The following is a 15,616-nucleotide window of genomic DNA, read 5'->3' as shown; positions in this document are numbered from 1 at the left end:
TAATATGCACCGGCGCAACAATTCTCGTGACAGTAGTCATGTCCGTTAAATCGACGACGCGCGATGGTCGTGGTGTAGAGCTCTCCGGCCGCGACGGTGGTGAGTATGTCACGGCAGACATATCGGCGTCATCGACTGATCGCTGGTGCCTGTTCGTCCTGCCCCTCGTCATGCCCCGAGGCAGGGTCTTCGGCGGCGCACCGGAGGTCAACGCCTCCACGACGTCGTTCACGGCGGCCCGGAGGTTGTCGGGTTTCGTCGAGGAGTGCGCACCGCCGCTGGCTCTGACAATGCCCGGTAGTGCACGGCGCACCAAAGCGCCCGTCGACGCGGTGGCACGTGTCTTCGCGGCGGTCCCCGAACTCGACCCAGACGCAGAGGTGTCCCCGGAGTCGGTCGGTGTGCCCGCGCGATCACCCGTGGTCGTCGGGGCGTCCTGAGACTCGGAGTTTTCGCCGGGTGCGGTACTTGTCGTACTGGACCCCTCGGAACCGTCGCCCCCGGGGTCGTCGGCCCATGCCGCTGGGGCGCCTAACGACACTGCGGCGCCGACCCCCAACGCCACCGCCAAACCCCCTATGCGGCCTACGAACCGTGCTGCCCTCATGACGACCTCCCCGGGAATTTGCTCCGCGAATCGATCCTGGGGTGACGTCCCCGTCGAAACGTCAGTAGTGCCCCACTGCAATTCCTTGGGTATCGACGACGCACTACCTAGCGGCTGAACAGCGGGTTCATTGCTGAATCCAGGGAGGCGTGCACTGGGGCGGTGAGAATGCAGTAGTGCACTACTGACGCGGTTATGCACCGCCGGAGCGACGATGAATCTGAATTGGCGCCGGCTTGCAGAGGGGGCAGGCCGGCGCCAAATCGCCTAAGAGCTCGCCTCGAGCATGGCCGCGGCCCAGTCGATGTGTCCTTCGTAGCCATGCGATTCCGCGATCGCGCGGTAGCGCTCGCGGAGCTCCGTGTAGTTTTCGGCATCGCCGCGAGCGCGTGCCACCAACGCGCGCATCCGCAGCAGCCAGATTTCACGAATGGCTAGACCGTCGTCGCCCGGCGCGGCCGCGAGGCGTTCGATAGCGGTCTCTGCTTCGGCTACGCAACCGCTTTCCCCGCCCTCGAGAAGTGTCTCGACGAGCACGCCTGTCACCGGAGCACTCCAGAGCAGCAGCCCGCCGTCGCGGAACAGATCGTTGACGACGATGCGCATCCGTGGAATGGCGTCATCGCCATGTCCGCCCCGAGCGAGCTCACGCAACGAGAGAACGTCGATGATCGGTAACTCGGCCAGGTTGTGTCCTCTTCGCACGAACACATCGCCGACCTCTCCCAAGAGCTGCTGTCCGCGTTCGCGCTGAGCAGCTGTCCTGCAGTGTGCCAGCGCCATGCCCAGCGCCATGCGGACGTTGGCCACCGCGAGATCATCACCGGAGCGTTGGGCAACTTGCAGGGCGTCCTCGATCTCGCCCACCACGGTGTCGTCGGGTCTGAGCACGCCAGCCGGTATTCCCGCGAAGTAGCTGAAGCTGTTGGTCGCGGCGTAGGACAGGGGGTCGGCGTTGCGGCCGATAGCCAGGCCGTGACGCAGGTCGTCGCGCCACCCAGGACGTCCCAGGGAGTATCGCGCCATGCCTCGCGCCGTATAGGCGACCGCCAGCGGCGATCCAAAGATGAAGTTGCCCTTGCGCGGGTCATCGCCGGCCAATCTGATGACCTGTTCTGAACATCGCAGGACGTCAGACCATTCGCAGGCCTCAATCTTGGCGTACATCAACGGCAGAAACAGCCCTACCGTGAGGTTCGGATCACCGAGTGACCCGGCGATCGACCAGGCCTCAGATGCCAGCTGCGCCGCCTCGCGAATGCGGGCGTGATACGCGTGATCGATCACCAGCCCGCCCATCCCGATGGCCAGTGAAGCCTCGTCGCCGGCCTCACCGCACAACTGCCGCAGTTCCTCGAAGCGCTCCCCGGTGGCATCTACGTGAACACGCCAGGCGTTCCCGCACAGCATGGTGCGCGGAGCGATGCGCATCGACAATTGCTCTGGGTCATAGTCGGGTAGCGCATCGGCGATGCGGCGCGCGCGCTCCCAACTCGACCATGCCGCGCCGATGTCTCGATTGGTCGCCCACGCTGCGGCACGCATGTGCCAGCCGTAGGCGGCGTGCAGGTCACCCGCGGCCTGCAGATGTTCGGCGATGACCGCCGCGTTCTCCTCGGCGGAGTCAGGCTCGGACTCTTCGATAGCGGTGGCGAGCCGTCGATGCCACTGGGCGCGATCGGATTTCAGCTGTGACTCGTAAGCCACCGCGCGGATCAGCGGGTGACGAAACGCGAACTCCGCGTCCGCCGTGAACCGCACCTGATCGATCAGCTCCGCGCGAAGGAGTTCGTCGAACATGGCACCGATGCTCAACGCGGTGAGCAGCTCCGACTCGAACCGCGCGCCGATCACCGATGCCGCGTACAACGTCTGCCGGGCGGGCCCACTGAGCCGGTCGATGCGCGCCTCGATGGCCGCTTGCACGGTGGCAGGCACGCTCAACTCGGAGACGTCCGTGCGGCAGACGTAGTGCCCGCGCTCGCCCGTCAGCACCCCGCGTTGCACGAACTCGCGCACCATTTCTTCGGCGAAGAACGGGTTCCCGGCGGCGCGGTCGGCGATGACCGCCGACAGGGCGCCAACCGAAGGATCTGAGCCCAGCAATACGGCCAGCAGCGTTGCGGTATCCGAATCATCCAGCGGGGCAAGGGCGATCGCCTGAGATCCGTGCACCTGCTTCAACGCGCCTTCGTATTCGGGACGCGAAGTGATCAGCACCATCGCGGGGGTGCGGGGGATGACGGTGAGCAGGTCGGCCAGCATCGACTCGCTGACAGCGTCGATCCAGTGCGCGTCCTCGATGATGTAAAGCGCCGGTTCGTTCCGCGCCAGCGTCACAGCGTTGATCATGGTGGTCAAGCGGCGCCGCCGCGCGTCCGGATCAATCTGGGGGAGCGGCACATTGGGGTCCGCAATACCGAGCAGATCCTCCAGCAGTAATCGGTCCTGCGGGTCGATATCGGGCACGAAGGCCCGCAATCCGTCGCGAGCGGTCTCGTCGTCCGCGTTGTCGACTCCGCTGCCCACCCGGAGCAGGCGGCTCAGCACGCCGAATGGGACGTCACGCGCGTGTGACTCACAGAAGGTCCAGAAGACCTCAAACCCGCGGCCGGCTGCCGCAGCAGCGGCCTCCCGAGCCACCCGGGACTTGCCGATGCCCGCGGGACCCATCACATTCACCACGCTGCCGCGGCCACCGAGCGCGCGGTTCACCAGGGCGTCGACGGCGGCCATCTCCCAACGCCGTCCGACCAAGTCCGTTTCGGCGTGACCAAGGTGGACCTCGCGAGTGCCGATCGCCACCAGTCGCTGCGCACGCACCGGTTCGTCGGTTCCTTTGACGTGAACCCACTCGGGTTCGGCCAGTTGGGCAGCGTTTTCAACGAGCCGCGCGGTCGACTCCGAGAGCATCACCCCACCCGGTGGTGCCGACGATTCCATCCGCTTTGCGAACCCGATGGGTTCGCCGGTCGCGGCATAGCCGAGCGACCCCGAGCCGAGCTCGCCCGCGATCACCCGCCCGGAGTTCAGGCCGACTCGCAGTCGCAGCGTCACGCCGTCGCGACTCTGCACCTCGGTCGCCAATCGGCTGGCCTCCTCTTGGATGGCCAGCGCGGCCAGGCAAGCGCGAAATGCATGGTCTTCCAGGGCAACCGGGGCACCAAACAGTGCCATGAGGCCGTCGCCGGTGTACTCGATGCCACCGCCGCCGTAGCGCTTCACCACCGCGGCCGAACGCTCCACGAGTTCGGTCATGACTTCGCGCAGCCGCTCTACATCCAGCGCGGCGGCGATGTCCATCGACCGCACCACGTCGGCAAACAGCACCGTCACCTGCTTGTACTTCGCGGTGCCAGCGGATGGCGCCAATTGTGCACCGCAATTGGGACAGAATCGCGCCCCGCCGGGCGGTGTGGCTCCGCAGGCCCGGCACACCTGCCCTGCCGGCCCCACTACATCCGCCGGTCCGGCGGCCCCCGTTGCCTCACTGATGCGCCACAGCGTATGACCTTCCGCGCGCGGAAGTGCCAACATTGACATCTCCGTCAGATGCCGCGAGTTACCTTGCTTCGGTGACGAACACAGGCCCCCTGGCGGGAGTGAAAGTAATCGAACTCGGCGGTATTGGGCCGGGACCGCACGCGGGCATGGTGCTGGCCGATCTGGGCGCCGACGTCGTTCGGGTACGGCGGCCGGGCGGGCTACAGATGCCCGCGGAGAACATCGACCTGATGCACCGTGGAAAGCGAACGGTCGACCTCGACGTCAAGAAGGAGCCGCAGGTTCTGCTCGACCTCGCGGCCAAGGCCGACGTGCTGCTGGATTGCTTCCGCCCCGGCACCTGTGAACGCCTCGGTATCGGACCCGACGACTGTGCTGGCGTGAACCCCCGACTGATCTTCGCGCGGATCACCGGCTGGGGCCAGGACGGTCCCCTGGCCACGACTGCCGGCCACGACATCAACTACCTGTCGCAAACCGGTGCGCTGTCGGCCATCGGTTACCGTGACCGGCCGCCGGTCGCACCGCTGAATCTGGTCGCGGACTTCGGTGGCGGGTCGATGCTGGTGCTGCTGGGCATCGTCACCGCTCTCTACGAACGCGAGCGCTCGGGCCTCGGCCAGGTCATCGATGCCGCCATGGTGGACGGCGTCAGCATCTTGGCCCAGATGATGTGGACGATCAAAGCCGGAGGCACGCTGAAAGACACCCGCGAGTCGTTCATGCTCGACGGCGGCGCCCCCTTCTACCGCACCTACGAAACCGCCGACGGCGGATACATGGCGGTCGGGTCGATCGAACCGCAGTTCTTCGCGCAGCTGCTCGTCGGCCTCGGGTTGTCCTCCGAGGAGGTGCCCAACCAGTTCGACGTCGCCGCGTACCCAGAGATGTTCGAGGTCTTCACCGAGCGGTTCGCGAGTAAGACCCGCGATGAGTGGACGGCCGTCTTCGCAGGAACGGATGCATGCGTCACACCGGTGCTCACCTGGACAGAAGCGGCGCAGAACGAACACCTGCTGGCGCGGTCGACGGTGATGACGGCGCACGGCGTCGAACAGGCGGCTCCGGCGCCGCGATTCTCCCGCACTCCGGCAGGTCCGGTCGGGCCCCCTCCGCAGGCAGCCACGGCCGTCACCGAGATCGGCTGGTAGGAAGGTTAGCTGGCAATTCCATTACATGAGGCACACGAGGTGGCTATGATTTGCCACTATGACTGTCCGTGCGTCACGAGAGGTGGTCTTCGACGCCCCGCCTGAGGCAATTCTGGAAGCGCTTGCCGACATCGAGGGTGTGCCGTCGTGGTCGCCGTTGCACAAGCACATCGAGGTCCTGGACCGCCATCCGGACGGCAGACCGCACCACGTCAAGGCGACGTTCCGGATCATGGGGATCACCGACAAGGAGCTCCTCGAATACCACTGGGGCGACGACTGGGTGGTCTGGGACGCGAGGGAAACCGGTCAGCAGCGCGGTCAGCATGCGGAGTACAACCTCACCCCGGAGCTCGACGGCAAGACGCGGGTGCGGTTCGACATCATTCTTGATTTGGCGACGCCGGTTCCCCGTTTCCTCGTCCGGCGAGGCAAGCAAATGGTGCTCGATATCGCGACCGAGAGCCTGCGCAAGCGCGTGATGCAGGCGTAGGCCTGACGGCCCCGACTGCAACATCGACGCAACATAGCGTGCCTACGGTGATCGAATGCGTCGCCACTCGATTCTGGTCGACCGGCTGACAGTCACGACCCCAGGTGGATCACAGCAGAGCATTCTCGACGAGCTGCGTCGCGTCATCCTCGACGGCGCGGTTCTGCCCGGCACCCAGATACCACTTGCCGAGGTTGCCGATCTGTTCGGCGTCAGCCAGATCCCGGTCCGTGAGGCGCTGAAGACACTGATCGGCGAGGGACTGGTTGCCCACCGGAGCAACTTCGGCTACTCGGTTGCGCAGCTGACTCCACAGGAGCTGCGCGAGATGTACATCGTGCGTGAGACTTTGGAGGCAGCAGCGCTCGCGGCGTCGGTGGCCAACGCCGGTGACATGGACCGCGCCGCCGTCGTCGCTGCCCACGACGTTCTGCAACAGGCCGTCCGTGACGACGATCCCGTCACCTACCATCGCCAGAGCCGCGAATTCCATCTCGCCCTGACCCGCCCGTCGCGCATGCACAGGCTGCTGCACATGCTCGAATCAGCCTGGAACGTAACCGAACCCGTGCAATCGATGGTGCATGTCTCCCCGGATCAGCGCACGGCACTGCACGCAGATCATCTTCAGATGGTCGAGTTTTTCCTCGCTAGCGATGTCGAGCAACTGCTCGCCACCGCCGAATTGCACGCGCAGCGGCTCAACTCGGTGATCGCGACGCTACCGACCGACACCGGTCTGCTCGTGGCGCCGAATATATCTTCCGCGCAATAGCCAGGTAGTTCGTAGGAAATACCTGTGCAATACGTCGTGGATAGCGTCCGCGCATGACCGACCTCGACACACCCCAGACCACGAAGGACCTGCCCCCAGGCGCGGTTGTCGGCGCGGGTGACCTCGTCGAAGCGTCCGGCCACCCGGTCGGCGGCGGCGTCATCAAACCGGGCTACGACCCACGCCTGACGAACGAGGACCTCGCCCCGCTCGGCAAGCAGACGTGGACGTCATACAACATCTTCGCCTTCTGGATGTCCGACGTGCACAGCGTCGGCGGATACGTGACAGCGGGCAGCCTTTTCGCGCTCGGCCTCGCCAGTTGGCAAGTGCTGGTGGCACTGCTCGTCGGCATCACGATCGTCTATTACTTCTGCAACCTGGTCGCCAAACCCAGCCAAGCGGCTGGGGTGCCCTATCCGGTGATCTGCCGCACCGTGTTCGGCGTCCTGGGTGCGAACATCCCGGCGATCATCCGCGGGCTGATCGCCGTGGCGTGGTACGGCATTCAGACCTACCTGGCGTCGGCAGCGCTGGATATCGTGCTGCTCAAGCTGTTCCCCGGCCTCATGCCGTACGCGGAGGTCGAAAACTACGGATTCGCCGGCCTTTCCTTGCTTGGCTGGGGCAGCTTCCTGCTGTTGTGGGTGCTGCAGGCCTGCGTGTTCTGGCGTGGCATGGAGTCGATCCGCAAGTTCATCGACTTCTGCGGGCCGGCCGTGTACGTCGTGATGTTCATCCTGTGCGGCTACCTGATCGCCAAAGCCGGTTGGGGCGCCATCGATCTCAATCTGGGCGATGTCACCTACACCGGATGGTCCTCGCTTCCGGTGATGCTCGGTGCCATCGCATTGGTGGTGTCGTACTTCTCCGGGCCGATGCTCAACTTCGGTGACTTCTCGCGGTACGGCAAGTCGTTCGCGGCGGTCAAGAAGGGCAACCTCCTGGGCCTGCCCGTCAATTTCCTGGTGTTCTCGGTGTTGGTGGTCGTCACCGCCTCGCTGACGCTGCCGGTGTTCGGTGAATTGATCACCGACCCGGTCGAGACAGTGGCGCGAATCGACTCGACCTTCGCCATCGTGCTTGGCGCGCTGACGTTCACGATCGCCACGATCGGCATCAACATCGTCGCCAACTTCATCAGCCCGGCGTTCGACTTCTCCAACGTCAGCCCGCAGCGGATCAGTTGGCGCGCGGGCGGCATGATCGCTGCCGTCGGATCGGTGCTCATCACACCGTGGAACCTCTACGCCAATCCCCAGGTCATCCACTACACACTGGAAACTCTCGGCGCGTTCATCGGCCCACTGTTCGGCGTGCTGATCGCCGACTACTACCTGGTCCGCAAGCAGAAGGTGGTTGTCGATGACCTTTTCACCATGGATGAGGGCGGCAAGTACTGGTATACCAAGGGGTACAACAAGGTTGCGGTGATCGCCACCGCCATCGGCGCCGCACTCGCCGTGATTCCCGTTCTGCTGGGCGGTTCGGTGGTGGGTATGCACACCGCAGCGCAGTACAGCTGGTTCATCGGTTGCGGTGTGGCGTTCGTCGTCTACTACCTGATGGCGACCCGCGACGCACTGGTCGCAGAATCGTTGTCGTGACACGGATCTGGGTGATCAACCCGAACACCACCGCTTCGATGACAGCCACGATCGAAAGATGTGCCCGTGCCGTCACCGCACCGGACACCTCGGTCACCGGCATCACCTCAGAGTGCGGGCCCCCGTCGATCGAGAGCCATTACGACGAGGCGATGAGTGTGCCTGGACTGCTTCAACTCGTCGCGCGGGGTGAGCGAGAGGGCGTCGACGGCTACGTGATCGCCTGCTTCGGTGATCCGGGTTTGGACGCTGCCCGCGAGTTGGCACAGGGTCCGGTGATCGGTATCGCCGAGGCGGCCATGCACACCGCAAGTCACCTGGGCCGCGGCTTCAGCGTCGTGACCACGCTTGCCCGGACCAAGGGACGCGCCGCTGACCTCGCGGAACACTATGGTATGCAACGGTTCTGCCGCGGCATCCATGCCTGTGAAATCCCGGTGCTCGACCTCGAGACCGATCCCGTTGCCCGCAAGGTCGTCACCGAGACCTGCCATGATGCGATCGAGGCCGACGGCTCCGATGTCGTGGTGCTCGGATGCGCAGGGATGGCGGACATGTGTGCGCAGATCTCCGCCGAGCTCGGCGTGCCCGTGGTCGATGGTGTCAGTGCCGCGACACTGACCGTGCAGTCGCTGGTAGGCATGGGCCTGGGTACGTCGAAGCGCGGCGAGTTCGCCGCACCGCCGGCGAAGGACTACACGATCGGGGGATGATTGGCGCGCCAATGGTCGGCGACTTCGATCCGCCGCGCAATCCACACCCGGTCGTGGGTTTGCACGTAGTCGAGGAATCGTTGCAGCGACGCGGCGCGCGCGGGCCGTCCGACGATGCGGCAGTGCAGACCTACCGACAGCATCTTCGGTTGGCCCGCAAGGCCTTCGGCGTAGAGCACGTCGAAGGCGTCCCGCAGATGTGCGAAGAACTCGTCGCCGTTGGCGAAGCCCGCGGGCGATGCGAACCGCATGTCGTTGGTGTCCAACGAATAGGGCACGACCAGGTGATCGGTCTCGCGGACCCGGACCCAGTAGGGCAGGTCGTCGGCGTAGGAGTCGGAGTCGTAGACGAAGCCGCCGTGCTCCGCGACCAGGTCGCGGGTGTGTGGCGAATCCCGGCCGGTGTACCAGCCGAGCGGACGGGCGCCGACGAGGTCGGTCAGGATGGCGACCGCTTCGGCCATGTGGGCGCGCTCGGTGTCCTCGTCGATCAGCTGGTAGGACTTCCAGCGCAGTCCGTGGCAGGCGACCTCGTGGCCGAGTTCGGTGAACGCCGCGACGGCCTCGGGGTTGCGTTGCACGGCGCGGGCGACCGCGAAGATCGTCAGTGGCAGTCCCCGGTCCTCGAAAATCCTTAGAATTCGCCATAATCCGGCCCGCGAGCCGTATTCGTAGAGCGACTCCATGCTCATGTGCCGATTGCCGAAGGGCTCGGCCGGGGTGATCTCGGACAGAAATGTTTCTGAGGACGGGTCACCGTCGAGGACGCAGTTCTCGGCTCCCTCCTCGTAATTGAGCACGAACTGGACGGCGATGGCGGCGTCGCCGGGCCACCGTGGGTCGGGCGGGTGCGCTCCGTAACCGATCATGTCGCGCGGGTAGTCACTCACAGCAGATCCCCGAACATCCGCAACCGGGCCAGGCCACCGTCGGGGAAGATGTCCAGCCGGGCCTCGGAAACGGTCGTTTCGGTATCGATCAGAAAGCGGTGCCTGGTGTCGGGCAGCAAGTTGGTCCGGGGGAGCAGTTCCACCCATTCACCCTGTGGGTCAAGGCCCTTCAGCGATGCTGCAGCGGGGCTGTTGTCGATGAAGTAGGACGTGTCGATCTCCACCAATCGCATCCGGCCCGGCCCGGCCAACCGGATGTGCACCCAGTCGTTGGCGTCGTCACGTCGGCGCGCCGTCTCCCAGCCGTCGCCCATGACCTTGGCCAGCCCGGGGAAGATCAGGTTCTGCGGCGAGCTGTAGAACCGGTTCGAGCAGTCCAGCACCAACCCACCGTTCTCCAGTGCGGCCAGATCGACCGGCCCGCTGCTGAGGAACCGGCGGTCGGGCCTGCCCTCGCCGTGGACGCGCAACCGTGCCACACCGCCATCGGGATAGATGCGTAACCGTACGTGCGTCCAACGACGTTCGGAGGTCACCTCGAAAGGGTTGCGGCTGTCGCCGTAGACCTTGACGCGGTCGACGAGGCATTCCCAACCCGGTTCGGTGACAAGCTCTTCCGCGGTCGGATACCCCTCGACCTCGAGGGCGTCCAGTGCCGCCTCCGGCGGGAAATTGCCCTTGAACCAGGCGGTGTCGATGACCACGCCGCGGATCACCCCGGGTACGCCGAGCCGCACGATCGCCTCGTCGAAACCGGGTTCGCGGCGGCGTCGCGTCTCCCAGCCGTCGTAGATCTGGCCGCGGTGTCCGAACGTGGCCGGCTGATACTTCGCCGGCCCCGGCTTGATCAGGTTCTCCTTCTCGGCGAACGAGTCGTCGTTGGCCCACACGACCGCGCCGCCTGCCGTGCGCAGCGCAAGGTCGGGGAGCCACGTGAAATCCGGTGCGGAATCGGTCATGAGTGCTTGCGTTCCTTCAGGTTTCGCAGGACGGTGAGGTCGGCACCAGGTGCCAGGGCCAGTACGTCCTCGATGGCGAACGCGTCGACCCCGAGCCCGCGCAACACGACGGTAGCCAGCGCCTCGGCTGTTGCCGGCTCGTCAACGATCGCGCCGCCGCGGCGGTCGAGGTAGGCCTGCAGGCGGGGCGCGGCCGCCGCCAGGGCCGCGCGGAAGAACGTGACAGTGGCCAGCCAGCGCGTCACCAGGTGCCCCGGGTGCATGTCCCAGCCCTGGTAGTAGCCACGTTCGAGGGAACGGGTGACCAGGTGGTGATGGCGCCGGATCGCCGATCGGACCTCCTCACCGGTGCCGGTGGGCGTCACCTGGGTGGACCCGTCGACGACGCGCACACCGGTCTGTGCCGCGGCGGCCATCATGACGGCCTTCGCATGATCGGCGACCGGATGGTCCAGCGCCTGCTGCTGCGGCGCGATACCGCATGCCGCGCTGTAATCGTAGGTGCCGTAATGCAATCCAAGACAGCGTCCCTCGCTGCGGTGCAATGCCTTGGCGACGGTGGCGGTGCCGTCGGCGCCGAGAATCGCCTGCGGACTCTCGATCTGCAGCTCGAATCGCAGGGTGCAGTCCGGCAGGCCGTGCGCCTGTTCGAGGGCTTCGCACAGCCACACGGCCGCGGTGGCCTGTTCGGCCGCGCGCAGCTTCGGCACCGTGAAGACGAAACCCGACGGGACGTCGCCCGCCGCGTCGAGTACCAGCTCGAGGGTTCGGACGGCGCGGTTGCGTTCCGCGGACGTCAATCCCTTGATGCGGATACCGCAGACGTCGGTGTCCAGTGCCGCGAGGGTGTGACCGGCGCGTCGGGCGTCGCGGTCCTCGGTGTCGTCGGAACGACGCCCATAGCCGTCTTCGAAGTCCAGGCGCAGATCCTGGATCGGTGCGGACTCCAGCCGGCGTGCCACGATGTCGACCGCATCCGCTCCGCCGAGTTCGGTGACGAGGTCGCGGTGGGTGTCCAACAGATCGGTGGCGGCCGCACCCCACTCCTGAGGCGTCTGGGGTGTGGCGTCGGCGGCGCTGACGTACACGGTGTGCACGGGTTGGGTGGTGTCTCCGTCGCCGGGATAGCCGGTCTGTAGGTCCGCGTCCACCCCCGCCAGCAATTCGTCGATGCGGGCGCGCAGAGTCGGAGCTATCGGCCTGCCGGGTTCTGCCACCGGTCCATCGTCACAGATGGCGCCCGTCACGTCTTATCGACGACAGCCGGCGGATCGCCTCGTCGAGTGTCTCGTCACGCTTGCAGAAGGCGAAGCGCACCAGATGGTTCCACTGCGCGAAGTGCGCACTCTGCGGATCGCAGAATGCCGCCATCGGGATGGCCGCCACCCCCGTCTTCTCGGGCAGCTGTGCGCAGAACTCCGTGCTGTCGTGGAAGCCCAGCGGGCGGGGGTCGGCGCACAGGAAGTACGTGCCGAAGCTGTCGTGCACCGCGAAGCCCAGGTCGGCAAGCGCCGAGCCCAGTTTGTCGCGCTTGGCCTGCAATGAATCGCGCAACGCTGTCACCCACGCATCTTCGGTGTTGAGCGCGTGGGCGACCGCGGGCTGAAACGGCGCGCCACCGACATACGTCAGGTACTGCTTGGCGGCGCGGACACCGGCGATGAGTTCGGCTGGGCCGCATGCCCATCCGATCTTCCAGCCGGTGACGTTGAACATCTTCGCCGCACTCGAGATGGTGATCGTGCGCTCGGCCATGCCGGGATAGTTGGCCAGCGGAACGTGCTTTTGATCGTCGAAGACCAGATGCTCGTAGACCTCGTCGGTGATGACCAGAAGGTCTTTGTCGACGGCGAGTTCGGCGATGCCCGCCAACTCGGCGTCGCTGGCGACCATGCCGGTCGGGTTGTGCGGGGAGTTGACGATCAGCGCCCTGGTCTTCGGCGTCACCGCGCGGCGCAGACCGTCGACATCGATGGCGAAACCGCGATCGTTCTGAATCATCGGTACCGCCCGCCGCTCGCACCCCGCCATTGCGAGCACGGGGGAGTACGAGTCGTAGAACGGCTCGATCAACAACACCTCTGAGCCTGGTTCCACGAGGCCGATCACCGAGGCCGCGATGGCCTCGGTGGCGCCGACCGTCACGAGCACCTCGGAGTCGGGGTCGTAGTCGGTGCCGAAATTGCGCTTGCGCTGCGCGGCGATCGCCTCGCGCAACGGCGCGATGCCCAGGCCCGGCGGGTATTGGTTGACGCCCTCGACGATCGCCTCCTCGGCGATCTTGAGCATCGCCGGCGGGCCGTCCTCGTCGGGGAATCCCTGGCCCAGGTTGACGGCGCCGACGCGTGCGGCCAGCGCCGACATCTCGGCGAAGATGGTTACCGCATAGGGCTGCAGCCGCTTCACCGTCATGGCTGTCGAGCGTAGGCCAGGAATGAAAGCGGACTCGACAGCGCTTACTGCGGCGTGGCCTTCACACTCGATCCCGACGCATCCCTGCTGAAACCCGTCCGAATCGGCGACACCGTCGCCCCCAACCGGATCTTCATGGCGCCCCTGACCAGATCGCGCGCCCACACCGACGGCACGCCGTCCGACCTGGCCACCGCGTACTACGCCCAGCGCGCCGCCGCGGGCCTGATCATCAGTGAGGCGACCGCGGTGTCGGAAGCGGCCAACGGCGCGTATGTGAATACGCCCGGCATGTACACCGACCGCCATCAGAAGCAGTGGGCGGAGATCGCCGCCGCCGTGCACCAGGCGGGCGGTCCGATGTTCGTTCAGCTCTGGCATGTCGGCCGGATGGGACACCCCGACATCAGCGGCGTCGAGACCGTCGCACCATCCGCGATCGCCGCGGACATGTCAGCGCACACGCCGACGGGCAAGAGGCCGCTTCCCGTGCCGCGTGCCCTGCGCACCGACGAGATCGCGGGCATCGTCGCAGATTTCCGTGCCGCCGCGCGTCGCGCTGTCGACGCAGGGATGGATGGCGTCGAGATTCATTCGGCCAACGGTTACCTGCTGCACGAGTTCCTGTCCGATGTGACCAACCGTCGTGACGACGGCTACGGCGGAGCGCCACACAACCGGGCGCGGCTGACGGCCGAAGTGGTCGAAGCCGTGGTCGACGAGATCGGCGCCGGACGTGTCGGCCTACGCATTTCGCCGGGAGGCTCCGCGGGTGACATGCGTGAGGTGGACGAGGTGTCGGCGTACGAGGCGCTGCTGCAACGGATCGCGCCGCTGGGCATTGCCTACCTGCACGTGTTGATCGACCCGACGGCGCGCACCTTCGGTTTGTTGCGCGCGCTGTGGTCGGACCCGCTTGTACTGAATACCGGCAGGGACAGCGAAACCGACTTCTGCCAGCTGGAGAGTTTCGCGGAATGGGGTGCGATCAGTGCGGCGACGGTCGGACGCGCCTTCCTGGCCAATCCCGACCTGATCGACCGCCTGCTGCTGGGTGCCGAACTGAACGAACCCGACGTCGCGACGTTCTACGCGCCAGGCCCGGCGGGCTACACCGACTACCCGACGCTGACCGAGTTGGAAGAGCCGCAGTCGGCCTGACGAGCCTGCAGGCGGGTACTTAGGCCACCCAACCAGCCGGTTGGGTGGGGCTGTTAGGCTGGCGCGCAGAGGACGACCGCCCAGGTGGGCAGGTCTCCCAACAACCCATCTGAACAGGAAATATCTTCATGTCTGAAGAAGCCTTCATCTACGAGGCCATTCGCACGCCTCGCGGCAAGAACAAGAACGGCGCCCTCAATGAGGTCAAGCCCGTCAACCTGGTCGTCGGCCTGATCGACGAGCTACGCACCCGCTTTCCCGACCTGGACGAGAACCTCATCAGCGACGTCATCCTCGGCGTCGTGTCGCCCGTCGGCGACCAGGGTGGCGACATCGCCCGCACCGCAGCGCTGGTGGCCAAGCTGCCCGAGACCACCGGCGGATTCCAGCTCAACCGCTTCTGCGCGTCCGGCCTGGAGGCCGTGAACACCGCGGCGCAGAAAGTCCGCTCCGGCTGGGACGACCTGGTGCTGGCCGGTGGCGTCGAGTCGATGAGCCGCGTGCCGATGGGCTCCGATGGCGGCGCCTGGGCCACCGACCCGGAGACCAACTACCGCCTCGGCTTCGTGCCGCAGGGCATCGGCGCCGACCTGATCGCGACCATCGAGGGCTTCTCCCGCGAGGACGTCGACCGCTACGCGCTGCGCAGCCAGGAGAAGGCCGCCGCCGCATGGTCAGGGGGCTACTTCGCGAAGTCCGTCGTTCCGGTGAAGGACCAGAACGGTCTGGTCATCCTCGACCACGACGAGCACATGCGTGCCGACACCACGCTCGAGGGCCTCGGCAAGCTGAAGACCGCGTTCGACGGCGTCGGCGCGATGGGCGGCTTCGACGATGTGGCGCTGCAGAAGTACCACAACGTCGAGCGCATCAATCACGTCCACACCGGTGGCAATAGCTCCGGCATCGTCGACGGCGCCGCCTTGGTGCTCGTCGGTTCCGAGAAGGCCGGCAAGTCGCAGGGGCTGACCCCGCGGGCGCGCATTGTGGCCACGGCCACCAGCGGTGCCGACCCGGTCATCATGCTGACCGGTCCGACACCGGCCACCAAGAAGGTGCTGGACCGCGCCGGGCTGACGGTCGACGACATCGACCTGTTCGAGCTGAACGAGGCGTTCGCCTCGGTGGTGCTCAAGTTCCAGAAGGACCTGAACATCCCCGACGAGAAGCTGAACGTCAACGGTGGCGCCATCGCAATGGGTCACCCGCTGGGCGCCACCGGCGCCATGATCACCGGAACCATGGTCGACGAGCTCGAGCGCCGCAACGCGCGCCGCGCGCTCGTCACGCTGTGCATCGGCGGCGGCATGGGTGTCGCGACCATTATCGAACGCGTCTAGGAGT

General features: G+C 66.1%; 13 protein-coding genes. 8 read left to right on the top strand and 5 right to left on the bottom strand.

The genetic code is table 11. The features are described from left to right. The first annotated feature begins 38 nt into the window (after positions 1-38). On the top strand, positions 39-440 hold the full coding sequence (locus G6N36_RS17440; RefSeq protein WP_163688053.1) for a hypothetical protein: 402 nt from the start codon (positions 39-41) through the stop codon (positions 438-440). A 434-nt stretch (positions 441-874) separates the two neighbouring features. Here G6N36_RS17440 and G6N36_RS17435 read toward each other — a convergent pair whose 3' ends face one another. Beyond that, positions 875-4,063, bottom strand: coding sequence for an AAA family ATPase (locus tag G6N36_RS17435; protein WP_264001646.1), 3,189 nt, complete (start codon positions 4,061-4,063; stop codon positions 875-877). Positions 4,064-4,182: 119 nt separating this feature from the next. On the opposite strand from G6N36_RS17435, the gene G6N36_RS17430 reads away from it, so the two are divergent. Genes G6N36_RS17430 through G6N36_RS17410 form a run of 5 tightly spaced genes read left to right on the top strand, consistent with a single transcriptional unit; the run spans position 4,183 to position 8,850 of the window. Beyond that, a complete protein-coding gene (locus G6N36_RS17430; RefSeq protein WP_163688049.1) occupies positions 4,183-5,262 on the top strand; it encodes a CaiB/BaiF CoA transferase family protein in 1,080 nt (359 codons plus the stop codon). A 58-nt stretch (positions 5,263-5,320) separates the two neighbouring features. After that, positions 5,321-5,755: an SRPBCC family protein gene (locus G6N36_RS17425; RefSeq protein WP_163688047.1), complete on the top strand. Its 435-nt coding sequence runs from the start codon at positions 5,321-5,323 to the stop codon at positions 5,753-5,755. 55 nt (positions 5,756-5,810) lie between these two features. Beyond that, a complete protein-coding gene (locus tag G6N36_RS17420; protein WP_163688045.1) occupies positions 5,811-6,530 on the top strand; it encodes a GntR family transcriptional regulator in 720 nt (239 codons plus the stop codon). Between the two features lie 53 nt (positions 6,531-6,583). Continuing rightward, complete coding sequence (locus G6N36_RS17415; RefSeq protein WP_163688043.1) at positions 6,584-8,137, top strand: NCS1 family nucleobase:cation symporter-1; 1,554 nt, start codon at positions 6,584-6,586, stop codon at positions 8,135-8,137. Next, on the top strand, positions 8,134-8,850 hold the full coding sequence (locus G6N36_RS17410) for an aspartate/glutamate racemase family protein (protein ID WP_163688042.1): 717 nt from the start codon (positions 8,134-8,136) through the stop codon (positions 8,848-8,850). Before G6N36_RS17415 ends, G6N36_RS17410 begins: the two co-directional genes overlap by 4 nt. Here G6N36_RS17410 and puuE read toward each other — a convergent pair. The 4 genes from puuE to G6N36_RS17390 are packed head-to-tail and all read right to left on the bottom strand — an operon-like array spanning position 8,832 to position 13,111. Then, positions 8,832-9,719 carry an allantoinase PuuE gene (gene puuE, locus G6N36_RS17405; RefSeq protein ID WP_163690735.1) on the bottom strand — a complete coding sequence of 296 codons (888 nt, stop codon included), beginning with the start codon at positions 9,717-9,719 and terminating at the stop codon, positions 8,832-8,834. The genes G6N36_RS17410 and puuE overlap by 19 nt on opposite strands. Before the next feature lie 17 nt (positions 9,720-9,736). After that, the gene (gene alc, locus G6N36_RS17400; protein WP_163688040.1) at positions 9,737-10,699 is read right to left on the bottom strand and encodes an allantoicase; all 963 of its coding nucleotides are present in this window, start codon (positions 10,697-10,699) and stop codon (positions 9,737-9,739) included. Then, entirely contained in the window at positions 10,696-11,916 is a 1,221-nt protein-coding gene (locus G6N36_RS17395) for a DUF6986 family protein (RefSeq protein ID WP_235690091.1), read from the bottom strand. Before G6N36_RS17395 ends, alc begins: the two co-directional genes overlap by 4 nt. 10 nt (positions 11,917-11,926) lie before the next feature. Next, positions 11,927-13,111: a pyridoxal phosphate-dependent aminotransferase gene (locus tag G6N36_RS17390; protein ID WP_163688037.1), complete on the bottom strand. Its 1,185-nt coding sequence runs from the start codon at positions 13,109-13,111 to the stop codon at positions 11,927-11,929. A 54-nt stretch (positions 13,112-13,165) separates the two neighbouring features. Between G6N36_RS17390 and G6N36_RS17385 the strand changes: the two genes are divergently transcribed. Together G6N36_RS17385 and G6N36_RS17380 are read left to right on the top strand one after the other, a co-directional pair. Further along, on the top strand, positions 13,166-14,272 hold the full coding sequence (locus G6N36_RS17385) for an alkene reductase (protein WP_163688035.1): 1,107 nt from the start codon (positions 13,166-13,168) through the stop codon (positions 14,270-14,272). A gap of 128 nt (positions 14,273-14,400) precedes the next feature. Next, on the top strand, positions 14,401-15,612 hold the full coding sequence (locus G6N36_RS17380) for an acetyl-CoA C-acetyltransferase (RefSeq protein ID WP_163688033.1): 1,212 nt from the start codon (positions 14,401-14,403) through the stop codon (positions 15,610-15,612). Positions 15,613-15,616: the final 4 nt, after the last annotated feature.

The sequence above is a fragment of the Mycolicibacterium gadium genome (assembly GCF_010728925.1).
Taxonomy (GTDB): domain Bacteria; phylum Actinomycetota; class Actinomycetes; order Mycobacteriales; family Mycobacteriaceae; genus Mycobacterium; species Mycobacterium gadium.
This window is presented reverse-complemented; position numbering and strand designations above follow the sequence as displayed.